Origin of the sequence: Klebsiella sp. 1SOBk5mer, assembly GCF_046603115.1 — a bacterium.
Taxonomy (GTDB): Bacteria; Pseudomonadota; Gammaproteobacteria; order Enterobacterales; family Enterobacteriaceae; genus Klebsiella; species Klebsiella quasipneumoniae.
In genome coordinates this window covers 42,962-58,639 of sequence record NZ_JBKIUU010000007.1, presented here as the reverse complement: position 1 = coordinate 58,639, position 15,678 = coordinate 42,962, and the positions used below count along the sequence as shown (strand labels likewise).

Annotated in this window: 10 protein-coding genes; 7 read left to right on the top strand and 3 right to left on the bottom strand. The window is 58.9% G+C overall.

Annotated elements, in window-relative coordinates; genetic code table 11:
- Window positions 1-89 precede the first annotated feature (89 nt).
- Window positions 90-2,930, top strand: coding sequence for a two-component system sensor histidine kinase RcsC (rcsC, locus tag ACLH1U_RS16360; protein ID WP_048336227.1), 2,841 nt, complete (start codon window positions 90-92; stop codon window positions 2,928-2,930).
- Between the two features lie 44 nt (window positions 2,931-2,974).
- Here the strand turns inward: rcsC and rcsB are convergent, their stop codons facing one another.
- Together rcsB and rcsD are read right to left on the bottom strand one after the other, a co-directional pair.
- Entirely contained in the window at window positions 2,975-3,625 is a 651-nt protein-coding gene (gene rcsB, locus ACLH1U_RS16355; protein ID WP_002913007.1) for a response regulator transcription factor RcsB, read from the bottom strand.
- A 15-nt stretch (window positions 3,626-3,640) separates the two neighbouring features.
- Complete coding sequence (gene rcsD, locus ACLH1U_RS16350; RefSeq protein WP_023290483.1) at window positions 3,641-6,298, bottom strand: phosphotransferase RcsD; 2,658 nt, start codon at window positions 6,296-6,298, stop codon at window positions 3,641-3,643.
- Between the two features lie 772 nt (window positions 6,299-7,070).
- On the opposite strand from rcsD, the gene ompK36 reads away from it, so the two are divergent.
- From ompK36 to mgtE, 6 genes are all read left to right on the top strand, one after another.
- Window positions 7,071-8,162 (top strand): porin OmpK36, encoded by a 1,092-nt coding sequence (gene ompK36 / locus ACLH1U_RS16345; protein WP_044524243.1) that lies wholly within the window; start codon window positions 7,071-7,073, stop codon window positions 8,160-8,162.
- A 103-nt stretch (window positions 8,163-8,265) separates the two neighbouring features.
- Window positions 8,266-9,318: an FAD:protein FMN transferase ApbE gene (gene apbE / locus ACLH1U_RS16340; protein ID WP_411299344.1), complete on the top strand. Its 1,053-nt coding sequence runs from the start codon at window positions 8,266-8,268 to the stop codon at window positions 9,316-9,318.
- Between the two features lie 73 nt (window positions 9,319-9,391).
- Entirely contained in the window at window positions 9,392-10,456 is a 1,065-nt protein-coding gene (gene ada, locus ACLH1U_RS16335; protein ID WP_023290480.1) for a bifunctional DNA-binding transcriptional regulator/O6-methylguanine-DNA methyltransferase Ada, read from the top strand.
- On the top strand, window positions 10,456-11,109 hold the full coding sequence (gene alkB, locus ACLH1U_RS16330; protein WP_032453549.1) for a DNA oxidative demethylase AlkB: 654 nt from the start codon (window positions 10,456-10,458) through the stop codon (window positions 11,107-11,109). The genes ada and alkB overlap by 1 nt, the downstream gene beginning before the upstream one ends.
- Before the next feature lie 74 nt (window positions 11,110-11,183).
- Entirely contained in the window at window positions 11,184-12,827 is a 1,644-nt protein-coding gene (locus tag ACLH1U_RS16325; RefSeq protein WP_023290478.1) for a multidrug ABC transporter permease/ATP-binding protein, read from the top strand.
- 149 nt (window positions 12,828-12,976) lie between these two features.
- Window positions 12,977-14,413: a magnesium transporter gene (mgtE, locus tag ACLH1U_RS16320; RefSeq protein ID WP_023290477.1), complete on the top strand. Its 1,437-nt coding sequence runs from the start codon at window positions 12,977-12,979 to the stop codon at window positions 14,411-14,413.
- On the opposite strand, the gene ACLH1U_RS16315 is transcribed toward mgtE, so the two are convergent.
- On the bottom strand, window positions 14,376-15,614 hold the full coding sequence (locus ACLH1U_RS16315; protein ID WP_322358167.1) for a SulP family inorganic anion transporter: 1,239 nt from the start codon (window positions 15,612-15,614) through the stop codon (window positions 14,376-14,378). The genes mgtE and ACLH1U_RS16315 overlap by 38 nt on opposite strands.
- Window positions 15,615-15,678: the final 64 nt, after the last annotated feature.

Here is a 15,678-nt window from a genome sequence, read left to right as displayed (position 1 = left end):
GCCCTTTTTGCATTAACATTGCGGCAAAGCCGGTTTACCGCTACTTTAACCCCATTCTGTTGAGTCCCTGACGGCCGAGCATCGCCACATTGAAATATCTTGCCTCTTTTCACACAACCCTGAAGGTTTCACGTTATCTGTTCAGAGCGCTGGCGGTATTGCTGTGGCTGCTGATTGCGTTTGTCTCTGTGTTTTATATCGTCAACGCGCTGCACGAGCGGGAAGCCGAGATCCATCAGGAGCTCAATCTCAACGCCGATCAGGCCCAGCGCTACATTCAGCGTACGGCGGATGTGATTAAAGAGCTGAAGTACGTCGCCGGTAACCGGCTGTCGGCAGGGGATGCGGTAGCGCAAGGGCAAAGCGGCGATATTGCGATCCCCAGCTTTGAACCCCTGTATCCTGACTCCGACTGCAGCGCGATGAGTAGCGCCTGGCGTAATTCGCTCCAATCGCTGGCGTGGTTTATGCGCTACTGGCGGGATAATTTTACCGCCGCCTACGACCTTAACCGCATCTTTCTCATCGGCAGCGATAATCTCTGTATGGCCAACTTTGGCCTGCGTGACGTGCCGATTGAGCGCGATCAGGCGCTGAAAGTCCTGCATCAACGCATTGAGCAATACCGCAATGCGCCGCAAAACGAGCGCGGCAACAACCTGTTCTGGATAAGCCAGGGCATGCGCCCCGGGGTGGGCTATTTTTACGCCCTGACGCCGATCTATATGGCCAATCGCCTGCAGGCGATGCTCGGCGTTGAGCAGACCATCCGCATGGAAAGCTTCTTTACGCCGGGCAGCCTGCCGATGAGCGTGACTATCTTCGACGATAACGGCCAGCCGCTGATCTCGCTGGCCGGCGCGGAAAGCAAAATCCAGAGCGAAGCGAAATGGATGCAGGAGCGAATGTGGTTTGGCTACAGCGCGGGTTTCCGCGAGCTGGTGCTGAAGAAAAGCCTCGCGCCGTCCTCCCTGAGCATCGTCTATTCCGTCTCGGTAGACCAGGTGCTGGAGCGGATCCGTATGCTGATCATCAACGCCATCGTTCTCAATATCCTCAGCGGCGCGATGCTGTTTGCGCTGGCGCGGATGTATGAGCGGCGCATTTTTATCCCTGCGGAAAATGACGCTCAGCGGCTGGAAGAGCATGAGCAGTTCAACCGCAAAATCGTGGCCTCCGCCCCGGTGGGGATCTGTATTCTGCGCACCCTCGACGGGACCAACATTCTCAGTAACGAGCTGGCGCACAACTATCTGAACATGCTGACCCATGAGGACCGCCAGCGGCTGACGCAGATCATCTGCGGCCAGCAGGTCAACTTTGTCGATGTGCTGACCAGCAACCATACCAATCTGCAGATTAGCTTTGTCCACTCGCGCTATCGCAACGAAAACGTGGCGATTTGCGTGCTGGTGGACGTTTCCGCCCGCGTGAAGATGGAAGAGTCGCTGCAGGAGATGGCCCAGGCGGCGGAGCAGGCCAGCCAGTCGAAATCGATGTTCCTTGCCACCGTCAGCCATGAGCTGCGTACTCCGCTGTATGGCATCATCGGCAACCTCGATCTGCTGCAGACCAAAGCGTTGCCGAAGGGCGTCGATCGCCTGGTGACGGCTATGAACAACTCCTCAAGCCTGCTGTTGAAAATCATCAGCGATATTCTCGATTTCTCCAAAATCGAGTCCGAGCAGTTGAAGATCGAGCCGCGGGAATTTTCACCGCGCGAGGTCATGAACCATATCTCCGCCAACTATCTGCCGCTGGTGGTGCGCAAGCAGCTGGGTCTGTACTGCTTTATCGAACCGGACGTTCCGGAACAGATGTCCGGCGACCCGATGCGCCTGCAGCAGGTGATCTCCAACCTGCTGAGCAATGCGATCAAGTTCACCGACACCGGCTGCATTATCCTGCACGTCCAGTGCGCGGGGGATTATCTGCAGATTAGCGTCCGCGACACCGGGGAGGGGATCCCGGCGAAAGAGGTATTGCGCCTTTTCGACCCCTTCTTCCAGGTGGGGACCGGCGTGCAGCGCAACTTTCAGGGCACCGGCCTTGGCCTGGCGATCTGTGAAAAACTGATCAGCATGATGGATGGCGATATCGCCGTGGAAACGGAGCCGGGAATGGGCAGCCGCTTTACCATCCGCATCCCGCTGTATGGCGTGCAGAACACGCCGCAGATGACGGCGAACGGTTTCGCTGGCAAGACCTGCTGGCTGGCCATCCACAACACCTCGCTGGCGATGTTCGTCACCTCGCTGCTCAGCTATCACGGCCTTACGGTACGTCGTCATGCCGGAGAAACCCCGGAGGCCGAGGATGTCTTACTCACTGACGATGAAGCGCTGAGCGGCTGGCAGGGAAGGGCGATGGTCATCTTCTGCCGTCGTCATATCGGTATTCCGCAGGAACGGGCCGCCGGCGAGTGGTTGCATAGCGTGACGACGCCGCATGAACTGCTGCCGCTGTTGGGGCGTATTTTCCACGTCGCGCTGGCCAGTGCGGATAATAGCCGGGCGCTGATGGCGCCGGAGGCGCAGGCCGGCAATAACGACGACATGATGATCCTCGTGGTCGACGATCATCCGATCAACCGGCGCCTGCTGGCGGATCAGCTGGGATCGCTCGGCTACCAGTGCGTGACCGCGAACGACGGGGTCGACGCGCTCAACGTCCTCAGCAAGCAGCACATCGATATCGTGCTCAGCGACGTTAACATGCCTAATATGGATGGTTATCGCCTGACGCAGCGCATTCGTCAGCTTGGCCTGACGCTGCCGGTGATTGGCGTCACGGCCAATGCCCTGGCGGAAGAGAAGCAGCGCTGTCTGGAATCGGGGATGGACAGCTGTCTGTCCAAGCCGGTGACGCTTGACGTGCTGAAGCAAACGCTGACGGTATATGCGGCGCGGGTACGTAAAGGGCGGGAATAACGGGGAACTCCGTCTCGCCGGGGCGAGACGGAGAGAGCGTAGGGTTACTCTTTGTCCGTCGCGCTCAGCGAGACGGAGGAGAGGTAGTTCAGCAGGGCGATGTCGTTTTCGACGCCCAGCTTCATCATCGCCGACTTTTTCTGGCTACTGATGGTTTTGATGCTGCGGTTAAGCTTTTTGGCGATCTCGGTCACCAGGAAGCCTTCGGCGAACAGACGCAGCACTTCGCTCTCTTTCGGCGACAGGCGTTTATCGCCATAGCCGCTGGCGCTGATTTTTTCCAGCAGACGAGAGACGCTTTCCGGGGTGAATTTCTTCCCTTTCTGCAGCGCGGCCAGCGCTTTTGGCAGATCGGTCGGCGCCCCCTGCTTGAGGACGATCCCTTCGATATCCAGATCCAGCACCGCGCTGAGGATCGCCGGGTTGTTGTTCATGGTCAGAACAATGATCGACAGATCCGGGAAGTGGCGCTTGATGTATTTAATCAGCGTGATCCCGTCGCCGTATTTATCACCGGGCATGGACAGATCGGTGATCAGCACATGGGCGTCCAGCTTCGGAAGATTGTTAATAAGGGCCGTGGAGTCTTCAAACTCGCCAACGACGTTCACCCACTCAATTTGCTCAAGTGACTTACGAATACCGAACAGTACGATCGGATGGTCATCGGCAATAATTACGTTCATAGTGTTCATGTATAAGGCTACCTTCTACAGCAAGCTCTTGACGTAAGCGTCAATGTCGCTGATATATTTTTCTATGCCTTGCGCATCCTTTTCGCGAATCAGATGCTCAAGCGTTTCACATAACTGCTTGCCGGGTATCAGATTAAGCATAGCAAATGCCCCTTTGAGGCGGTGGGCGGTTTGTGCCAGAGCAGCAAAATCGCCCGCTTCGATTTCAGTATACAATCTCTGAACATCATCCGGTACCGTATCGGCAAACAGTGCGTAATAGCCGCTGGCATGGAGTTCGGCGTTACTCTCGTTTCCTGAGGTGGCGGGCTGAACCGCCTCCTCCGCCAGCTGCTGCTCAATAAGCTGCAGGATAGCCTCCTGCATCGCCGTGCTAATATTAAAGTTGACCCGCAGTTGGCCCGGGCCGATTTTGCGTATCCCAACCTCATCATCGCTTAAAAGCAAGCCCGAAGCAGTAAGATTAGACGGATTATCCGTTAAATACAGATCGAACGCTTGACTTGTCGCCCGATCGTCCGGCGTGATGCAGGACGCCCCCCAGCTCTCCAGCTGGCGGGTGACAATCCGCCGCACTTCGCTGGAGGTCACATCCAGCAGGACGATAACGTCATCCAGCAGATGTTCTCCCGCCTCTGGCGCCTCTTCGCTGGCCGGCATTTTCAGATGCAGGCTATAGCGAGTCCCCAGCGACTCCCGCGCTTTGATGGTCAACTGCCCGCCCAGCTTGCGCGTCATGCGGTCACATAACCAGAAGGTGAGGGCGTTCGCTTTGCCGTACAGATCGCTCTGGGTCTCATTGAGATACGGGAAGTGCATATTGTCGATCTCGTTAGCCGAGACCCCGTTGCCGGTATCGAGAATGCGGAAGGTCAGGCGATCGCTGGCCGACTCTTCCTGGCAGACGTCGAGGGTGATCTTGCCGATCGGCGTGGTGGTGACGGAATACTGGATCAGCAGCACCAGCGTGCGCCGCAGCGCTTCACGGTCGCCATAGCGTTGCTCGCCGGCAGGCAGCGCGTTATTGATAAGCAACTGCAGCCCCTTGCGCTTCATCGCCGGCAGCACCTCCGGTACGACGTCGTCGATCAGCTCCTGCACCGAGAACAGCGACTGGCTGGTTTTCCAGGCATCGCTTTCCAGCAGGTTAGCCAGCTGAATGTCATCGATCAGTGTGACCAGCTCATCGGCATGCTGCGCCAGCGTCCGGTTCTCCGCGCCGTCGAGCGCCGCTGCCTCGGCCGCCAGGTTCAGTGCGGGCTGCTTCAGGGCGCTGCCGATATGCTGCATAAAGGCCGCCCGGCCCTGCTGGTTTTTCTCATACAAGCGCTGGGCCTGTTTGAGCTTTTTATTGACCAGCACTTCGCGGTCCTGGTCTCGGATGATCAGGATCTGCGTGCGCGGCGCTACCTGGCTGCGATACTGGCGGATCTCATACTGTTCGTTGTTGACGGTGGCCTGGATCACCCCCTGATGCTGGTCCGCCATGTTGGTGATGTTCTGCAGGTTCAGGTGCGGAAGCAGATGGTCGGCAATCGGGTTGCTGATCACCGTTCGGTTGGCTTCCTGATCGTGGACGAGCAGCCCCAGCGGCAGCAAAGACACAATTTCTTCATTAATGGCGCGCAGTAAACGCAGTTCGCTATTGGCGGCGGAGGGGAGCCCGGCGCCCGAGGCGCTGCTGCGTCCTTTATAATGCCGAAAGGTGGTGAAACCGAACAGGGCCAGCGCCAGCAGGCCAATGTTAAGCAGCAGCGGCAGAAGAATGTTTTGCAGGGACTCCAGCAGCATGGTGCTCATCGGGACCGTCCACAGCACCTGCATACCGGTGGTGCTGATGTCGGTGGCGATGTCAATCTGCATGCCGTTGAAGGTGATCCCGATATGATCGCTAGCCTCTTTCTCGGGGCTGGCGGCAACATTTTGCGAGGGATCAGGCTCGATACGGAAGCTGTCCAGCGCCATGCCCGGCGGGATCAGATCGTTAATCGGCAGGTCGAAGGCGACCACTGTCGCCAGGTGTCCTGGCTGATTGAAGGTAGTACGTAACGTAAAGTAGTGCGCGTTCTGCCAGGCAAGATGGCGCAGCGGCGAGAAGGTCTCGCGCTCATCAAGGGTGTTGGCCTGCAGCAGCATTTCCGCGCGCCGGGATTCCACCACGCTGCTGATGGTTGACTCTTTAAAGCTTGAGGAGAGGTCCTTCAACGGCAGGGTGGAGATGAGAATCAGGCTATTATCCAGACCATTGAGATAGTACATCGACCACGGAATGGTCTCCGCGCCCCACAAAATATCCAGATAATCGGACATTTTCTGCGTCATCTCGAGGGTCGAGCTGTCGTGGGAGCCAAAGATCAGGGCTTCGGTTTTACGTCGGGGCTTCTCCAGATAGTACACGTCCTGCTTTAAACGCGTCTCCTGCAGGCCGCCGCTGGCGGTGTTGGAAGAGGTGGCGGCGATATTGTCGTAGATTTGCCAGGTGGCATAGCGCCAGGTATCAATGCGCTGGTGCAGGGCATGGGAGACATCAACCACCTGATAGCTTTTCTCTTTCAGCCAGGCATTGACGGCGCTTTGAATCATCACCCCCATCGTCGCCAGCAGGACAATAACCATCAAAATGAAGAAGCGGCTGATGTTGCCGGGGATCAGAGAGAATTTTTTCGGGGTCATCTTGTGGCTGAACGACTCATCATTGTTTATAAACAGGATGTAGCGCCAGAGTAACTGGCAACAAAGCAGATGCTGCAGGCAGTATAAAGGCTAATGGCGTAAATCCATACTACAGATTGGCGCCAGCGGCGCGATACCGCCCAGGAATTATCTTAGAAACGAAGCGTAAATGAAACCGCGTCCGCAAGGCTGACAGCTGACGATATTGGCAGAAACAAAAGCGAAGAATCGCACGAAATAACAAGACATTGGCAGAATAAGCACGAAAGGCGGCCTAATTGATTGATTAATAGTCGTTAGGGAATCATTGGCTGTAGCACAGATAAATTAAAGTTGTGTAAAGAAGGGTAAAAAAAACCGGATGCGAGGCATCCGGTTGAAATAGGGGTAAACAGACATTCAGAACTGAATGACGGTAATAAATAAAGTTAATGATGATAGCGACTCTTATTTTAGTCACCAATGATCATTTTGTTTTACCATTCAGTGCTATAGGCTTGGTTTTGTATATCATATTGATTTTGAATGGCTAAATAATTTTTTTGATTATTAGTGCGTATTTCCCTGGCCATTTTGGGGTGAAAAAAAGTTCCGCTACATTTACAAATTGAAACATCTTGTGGGAACTTTGAAACATCTTAGAAGTTTTAGTATCATATTCTTGTTGGATTATTCTGCATTTTGCAGCACAATGAAATAGCCGACTGATTAGAAGGGTAATCAGTAAGCAGTGGCATAATAAAAGGCATATAACAAACAGAGGGTTAATAACATGAAAGTTAAAGTACTGTCCCTCCTGGTACCGGCTCTGCTGGTAGCAGGCGCAGCAAATGCGGCTGAAATTTATAACAAAGACGGCAACAAATTAGACCTGTACGGTAAAATTGACGGTCTGCACTACTTCTCTGACGACAAGAGCGTCGACGGCGACCAGACCTACATGCGTGTAGGCGTGAAAGGCGAAACTCAGATCAACGACCAGCTGACCGGTTACGGCCAGTGGGAATACAACGTTCAGGCGAACAACACTGAAAGCTCCAGCGATCAGGCCTGGACTCGTCTGGCATTCGCCGGTCTGAAATTTGGCGACGCGGGCTCTTTCGACTACGGTCGTAACTACGGCGTAGTATACGACGTAACGTCCTGGACCGACGTTCTGCCGGAATTCGGCGGCGACACCTACGGTTCTGACAACTTCCTGCAGTCCCGTGCTAACGGCGTTGCAACCTACCGTAACTCTGACTTCTTCGGTCTGGTTGACGGCCTGAACTTTGCTCTGCAGTACCAGGGTAAAAACGGCAGCGTCAGCGGCGAAGGCGCGACCAACAACGGTCGTGGCGCTCAGAAACAGAACGGTGACGGCTTCGGTACCTCTGTAACTTATGACATCTTTGATGGCATCAGCGCTGGTTTCGCGTACTCTCACTCTAAACGTACCGACGATCAGAACAACCTGGTTCTGGGTAACGGCGACAACGCTGAAACCTACACCGGCGGTCTGAAATACGACGCGAACAACATCTACCTGGCCACTCAGTACACCCAGACCTACAACGCGACCCGCGCTGGTTCTCTGGGCTTTGCTAACAAAGCGCAGAACTTCGAAGTGGTTGCTCAGTACCAGTTCGACTTCGGTCTGCGTCCGTCCGTCGCTTACCTGCAGTCTAAAGGTAAGGATCTGGAAGGCTACGGCGACCAGGACATCCTGAAATATGTTGACGTTGGCGCGACCTACTACTTCAACAAAAACATGTCCACCTATGTTGACTACAAAATCAACCTGCTGGACGACAACAGCTTCACCCGCAACGCCGGTGTTTCTACCGACGACGTGGTTGCCCTGGGCCTGGTTTACCAGTTCTAAGTTGCAAGCTGTATAACAAAAAGGCGCCTCTGGCGCCTTTTTTTATGTCTGGTTTAACCTCGCTGGTATACTCTTGTCGCCCTGGTAAGAGGAGCCTCGATTAATGGATATGACTTTCTTTCGCGCCGCGCTGTTGGGCGCCTGCGTACTGTTCTCTGGCTGCGATTCAGCCACCACTCCCGCGACACCCGCCTCAACGGCCACCGTACTGGATGGTAAAACGATGGGCACCTTCTGGCGGGTCAGCGTTATCGGCGTGGATGAGGCAAAGGCCCAGGCGCTGCGCGCCAAGGTTCAGGCCCAGCTGGACGCCGAGGATCGCCTGCTGTCGACCTGGAAAAACGACTCGGCGCTGATGCGTTTCAACCACGCGGCGGATACCCGGCCCTGGCCGGTGAGCGAAGCGATGGCGGACATCGTGACCCTGTCGCTGCGGATTGGCGCCAAAACGGACGGCGCGATGGACATCACCGTGGGGCCGCTGGTCAATCTGTGGGGCTTTGGCCCGGATAAACAGCCGGTCGCCACCCCGGATGCGCAGGCGATCGCCGCGGCGAAAGCGCGCACCGGCCTGCAGCATCTGCAGGTTATCAATCAGAGCGGCAGGCAGTTCCTGCAAAAAGATATTCCCGATCTGTTTGTCGACCTCTCCACCGTGGGGGAAGGCTATGCCGCCGACCACCTTGCGCGCTTGATGGAGCAGGAGGGGATCTCCCGCTATCTGGTGTCGGTGGGCGGGGCGCTGGTCAGCCGCGGGATGAATGGCGAAGGCAAGCCCTGGCGGGTGGCGATCCAGAAACCGACCGACCGGGAAAACGCCGTTCAGGCGATTGTCGACATCAATGGCCACGGCATCAGCACCTCCGGCAGCTATCGCAACTACTATGAACTCGACGGGAAACGTATCTCTCACGTCATCGACCCGCAGACCGGGCAGCCGATAACCCATAAGCTGGTCTCGGTGACCGTTATTGCGCCAACGGCGCTGGAGGCGGACGGCTGGGATACCGGGCTGATGGTGCTGGGGCCGGAAAAAGCGCAGCAGGTGGTGCGCGAGCAGGGGCTGGCGGTCTACATGATCGTCAAAGAGGGGGAGGGCTTTAAAACCTGGATGTCGCCGCAGTTCCGTACCTTCCTCGTCGGCGAAAAAAATTAAAAAGCAAGATTGCGGGTTTTTTGCGGCGGGCTTTACCGCAGACTGAGGATACACTTACAGCAGGAGACCCGTGATGAAACCGATAGTTGCCGATACCGATGACCGCCGCTGGCAGGCGGTCTGCGAGCGTGATACCCGGGCCGATGGTCAGTTCGTCTTTGCGGTACTGACCACCGGCATCTGCTGCCGTCCCTCCTGCCGCTCGCGGCGCGCGCGGCGGGAAAACGTGCGCTTTTTTGCTGACGTCGCTGCTGCCGTGGCGGCGGGATTCCGCCCCTGCAAACGCTGCCAGCCGGATAAAGACTGCCCGCAGCAGCAAAGGATCGATAAAGTGGCGCAGGCCTGTCGCTTGCTGGAGCAGGAGGCGCCCCTGACCCTCGAGGCGCTGGCGCGCGAGCTGGCGGTCAGCCCGTTTCATTTCCACCGTTTATTCAAATCCGTGACCGGTATGACCCCCAAAGCCTGGCAGCAGGCGTGGCGCGCGCGACGCCTGCGCGAGGCGCTGGAGCAGGGGAAACCGGTGACCCGCGCCGCGCTGGCGGCCGGCTTCCCCGACAGCAGCAGCTATTATCGCCAGGCCGATGCCGCCTTAGGGATGACCGCCAGCCAGTTTCGCCGCGGCGGCGCCGCCGCCGTGGTGACCTGGACGACGGGCGACTGCGCGCTGGGCCGCTGCCTGGTGGCGCAAAGCGAACGCGGCGTCTGCGCCGTGCTGCCGGGTGATAACGATGCTGCATTGCTCGACGATCTGCGCCAGCGCTTTCCCCGCGCCGAGCTGCGCCAGGGCGACCCTGAGTTTCGTCGTCAGATGGCGGAGATTTTCGCCCACCTCGACGACAGCCGGCGGCCGGTGTCGCTGCCGCTGGATCTGCAGGGCACCGCGTTCCAGCTGCAGGTCTGGCAGGCGCTGCGGCAGATCCCGGCGGGTGAGACCCGCAGCTACCGCCAGGTGGCGGAGCATATTGGCCAGCCGCGGGCGGTAAGAGCCGTGGCCGGCGCCTGCGCGGCGAATTCGCTGGCGGTGATCGTTCCCTGCCATCGGGTGGTGCGTGAGAATGGCGCGCTGTCCGGTTATCGCTGGGGAACCGCGCGAAAAGCGCAGCTGCTGGCGCGCGAGGCGCAACGAGAGGAGGAGTAATGCTCGATCTGTTTAGCGATACCCCACCGTGGCAGGAGCCGCTGGCCCCCGGCGCGGTGGTCCTTCGGCGCTTTGCCCGCGAGCGCGCTCCGGGGCTGCTGCAGGCGATTGCCGACGTCGCCCGTCAGTCGCCGTTTCGCCAGATGGTCACGCCGGGCGGGTACACCATGTCGGTGGCGATGACCAACTGCGGCCGGCTGGGCTGGACCACCGATCGCCACGGCTACCTCTACGCCCCGGTCGACCCGGTAACTCATCACACCTGGCCGCCGATGCCGGCCGTATTCCGTGAACTGGCGCTGGCGGCAGCCGCGGCCGGCGGCTACCCGGGCTTTTCCCCCGACGCCTGTCTGATTAACCGCTACCAGCCCGGCGCAAAGCTGTCGTTGCATCAGGATAAAGATGAACAGGATCTGCGGGCGCCGATCGTCTCGGTCTCGCTGGGGGTGCCGGCCATCTTTCAGTTTGGTGGGTTGCAGCGCAGCGACCCGCTGCAGCGGCTGCTGCTGGAGCATGGCGATGTGGTGGTCTGGGGCGGGGAGTCGCGCCTGTTTTATCATGGCGTTCAGCCGCTGAAAGCGGGCCATCATCCCGAGACCGGAGACTGTCGATATAACCTCACCTTTCGGCAGGCGGGCCGTCCCGGCGATTAAAATAAGAATTATTCTTGATGTCACCGGCGAGCCGTTTAAACTGCTGGCTGTTTTGCTTTTCCGGATAGCCTGTTATGGAACTTCTTTCTCTCGTCTGGCGCCAGTATCGCTGGCCGTTTCTGGGCGTTATTGCCCTCAGCCTGCTCAGCGCCGCGCTGGGTATCGGCTTAATCGCTTTTATTAACCTGCGCCTGATCGCCACTGTCGATACCTCGCTGCGGGTGCTGCCGGAATTTCTTGGCCTGCTGGGGCTGTTGATGGCGGTGACCCTGGGCTCGCAGCTGGCGTTGACCACCCTCGGCCATCATTTTGTTTATCGCCTGCGCGGCGAGTTTGTGAAACGCATCCTCGATACCCAGATTGAACAGGTGGAGAAGATCGGCAGCGCGTCGCTGCTTGCCGGGCTGACCAGCGATATCCGCAATATTACCATCGCCTTTGTACGCCTCCCTGAGCTGGTGCAGGGGATCATTCTCACCTTCGGCTCCGCCGCTTATCTGGCCTGGCTGTCAGGAAAAATGATGCTGGTGACGGCCCTGTGGATGGCGCTCACCATCTGGGGCGGTTTTGTGCTGGTGTCGCGGGTCTACAGACATATGGCCAGCCTGCGCGAAACGGAAGATAAGCTCTATCACGACTACCAGACGGTGCTGGAAGGGCGCAAAGAGCTGACCCTCAACCGCGAGCGCGCGGAGTATGTGTTTAATCAGCTCTACCTCCCGGACGCCCGTGAGTACCGGCATCACATCGTTCGCGCCGATACCTTCCATCTCAGCGCGGTCAACTGGTCGAATATTATGATGCTTGGCGCCATCGGGCTGGTGTTCTGGATGGCCAACAGCCTCGGCTGGGCCGATACCGCCGTGGCGGCGACCTACTCCCTGACGCTGCTGTTTTTGCGCACGCCGCTGCTCTCCGCCGTCGGCGCGCTGCCCACGCTGCTGAGCGCCCAGGTGGCGTTCAACAAGCTGCGCCAGTTCTCCCTCGCCCCTTACCGGGCCGATTTCCCCCGGCCGCAGCCGCAGGCTGACTGGCAGACGCTGGAGCTGCGCGATGTCACTTTCCATTATCCGGACCATCGCTTTGCGGTAGGGCCGCTTAATCTGACGCTAAACCGCGGCGAGCTGGTGTTTCTGATCGGCGGCAACGGCAGCGGCAAGTCAACCCTGGCGATGCTCCTGACCGGCCTGTATCAGCCGGTTTCCGGTCAGATTCTGGTGGACGGCCAGCCGCTGGCGGCGGATAAACCGGAGGCGTACCGCAAACTGTTCTCCGCCGTGTTTACCGACGTCTGGCTGTTCGACCGTCTGCTCGGGCCGCAGGGCGAGGAGGCCGATCCGGCGCTGGTGGCAACGTGGCTGGAGCGTCTGCAAATGGCCCACAAGCTGCAGCTGGAAAACGGTAAGATCGGCGACCTGCGGCTGTCGAAAGGGCAGAAGAAGCGCGTGGCGCTCCTGCTGGCGCTGGCCGAGTCCCGGGATATCATTCTGCTGGATGAATGGGCGGCGGATCAGGATCCGCATTTCCGCCGCGAGTTCTACCAGGTCCTGCTGCCGTTGATGAAGCAGATGGGGAAAACCGTGTTCGCCATCAGCCATGACGATCACTACTTCCAGCACGCCGATCGCCTGCTGGAAATGCGTGCCGGCCAGCTGTCAGAGCTCACCGGCGAAGAGCGGGCGCAGGCCTCCCGCGATGCGGTGGCCCGCACGGCCTGATTCACGCTGTGCGCCCGGGGAAAGCCCGGGCGCCGCTGAAATTTTCAGCGTCTACATTGCTGACGGTTATTATTTCCCCCTCCTCGCGCTATGCTTAAGGCTTCCGGCCCGCAGGCCGGCTCACTATTCTCAAAAGGATTGCCCGACCGATGTCCGTTTTGCATAAAAAAAGCGCCCGCTTGCGTGACGAAGAGCGCGCCCGTCTGATTTGGCTGTTGAGCACCGATAAAGCGGTGACCTCTGCGCTGCTGGGCAAACTGACGCTGGCAGAACGTTACGATGAAGGTACGCTCGCCGATGACCTGGCCGAAGTGGAAATCCTGGTCTCGCATCTGCCGCCGCCGGATCTCGCCGATGCGCTGGAAGCGCTCCCCTATGACGCCCGCACCGCGCTGTGGTGCCAGGTGCCCGACGATAAACGCGGCGAAGTGCTGCTGGAAGCCTCAGAAAACGTCTGGGGCGACCTCATCGATAAGATGAGCGACCACGAGCTGCTGCAGGCGATGCAGCCGCTGGATATCGATGAACAGGTTTACCTGCTGCAGCATCTGCCGCGCAACCTGACCGGACGGTTGCTGGCGACCCTGCCGGCCGAGAAGCGCGCCCGTATTCGCCAGATCATGCGCTACGCCGACAACAGTGTCGGGTCGATCATGGAGTTTGAGGTCATTACGGTGCGGCCGGAGGCCACCCTGGCGGCGGTCCAGCGCTATTTGCGGCGTCTCGGTAAAATGCCGGAGAACACCGACAAACTGTTTGTCACCACCCGCAATAAGCTGTTGCTCGGCGAGCTGGAGCTGCAGACCATTCTGCTCAACGATGCGCAGAAGCGGGTGGGGGAGGTGATGGAGGGCGATCCGGTCACCTTTCAGCCGCACGAAGAGGCGGAGAAGGTGGCGCGCACCTTCGAACGTGATGACTTGCTCAGCGCCGCCGTTATCGATGCCGATGGTAAGCTGATCGGCCGTCTGACCATCGATGAGATCGTCGATGTGGTCTATGAAGAGACCGACAACGATCTGCGGCGGATGGGCGGTCTGAGCGATGAAGAAGATGTCTTCGCCCCGGTCAGCAAGGCGGTGAAAACGCGCTGGGCGTGGCTGGCGGTCAACCTGTGTACGGCGTTTATCGCTTCCAGGGTCATCGACGGCTTCGAACACACCATTTCTCAGCTGGTGGCGCTGGCCTCGCTGATGCCGATCGTCGCCGGGATCGGCGGCAATACCGGCAACCAGACGATCACCATGATCGTCCGGGCGATGGCGCTGCAGCAGATCCAGCCCGGCAGCTTTACCTTCCTGATCCTGCGTGAAATGGGCGTTGCGCTGATTAATGGCCTGGTGTGGGGCGGGATCATGGGGGGCATCACCTGGTGGCTGTATGACGATCCGCAGCTTGGCGGAGTGATGACGCTGGCCATGATGCTCAACCTGCTGATGGCGGCGATGATGGGCGTCATAATCCCGATGGTCATGGTGAAGCTGGGGCGCGACCCGGCGGTCGGCTCCAGCGTGATGATCACCGCTATCACCGACACCGGCGGCTTCTTTATTTTTCTGGGGCTGGCGACGCTGTTTCTGATGTAGCCTGCGCTTTTGCCCGCAGGCGGCGGGGGATGATCGCCATCGCGACGATCCCCGCCAGCACGCCAATCGCCAGATTGCTGGTTCCCACCGTCGCGCCGACGGTCACCAGCATCACCAGCGTTTCCGGCCACGGATTGCGCGCCAGCTCGCCCGGGCGAATGCTGTGCCAGCTAAAGGTCTTCACCGCCACGATCACCATCACCCCGGCCAGGACCGCCATCGGGATCTTCGCCATCACCTGGCTGAGCGCTGTCACCAGCAGGAGCAGCACCAGACCGGCGATCGCCGTAGAGAGACGGCTGCGGGCTTTGCCCATTTCCACGTTAACGATGGTCTGGCCGATCATCGCGCAGCCCGCGATACCGCCATAACAGCCGGCGAGGATGTTGGCGATACCCAGCCCGGCGCTCTCCCGCGATTTATTCGACGGCGTATGGGTCAGGTCATCCACCAGCTTAGCCGTCAGCAAAGACTCCATCAGGCCGACAAAGGCGATGCTGAGGGCGCACGGCCAGATAATCTGCAGCGTGGCAAGATTGAGGGGAACGGTCAGGGCGGTGAATCCCGGCAGGCCGCCGCTCATCGAGCCTTCATCGCCGACGGTCGGCAGCAGCTGGCCGGTGGTGACGGTATAGAGAGTGAGCGCGACGATGGCGATCAGCGGCGCCGGGATAGCCTTAATAAAGCGCGGCGCCCACAGGACGATAAGCAGCGTCAGGACAAACAGGCCGACGATGAGCGGCTGGCGGCTCCAGAAGTGCGGCACCTGGGCAAAGAAAATCAGGATCCCGAGGGCGTTGACGAACCCGGTCATCACCGCCGGGGGGATAAAGCGCATCAGGCGCGCCATGCCGCACAGACCAAACAAAATTTGAATAATACCCGCCAGAATGACGGCTGGCAGAATGTAACCCACGCCGTGCTGATGCACCATCGGGCCAATGACCAGCGCTACTGAGCCCGCGGCGGCGGTGACCATCGCCGGGCGTCCGCCGAGTAGCGACATCGCCAGACAGAGCACCACGGAAGCAATCAGGCTCACCTGCGGGTCAACGCCGGCGATGACAGAAAACGAAATCACTTCCGGGATTAACGCCAGGGCGGTGAGCACGCCGGCCAGGGCTTCGCGCGTCAGCAGCGACGGAGAATGGAGGATCGGGCGCAGGTTGCCGGAAGCGGCGGAGTCAGAAACTGGAGGCATAAAAAAAGTTCGCAGCTTATAAAAAAAGGAGGAGCGGTGTCAGACCCAGCTTCCGTGCGGTCTG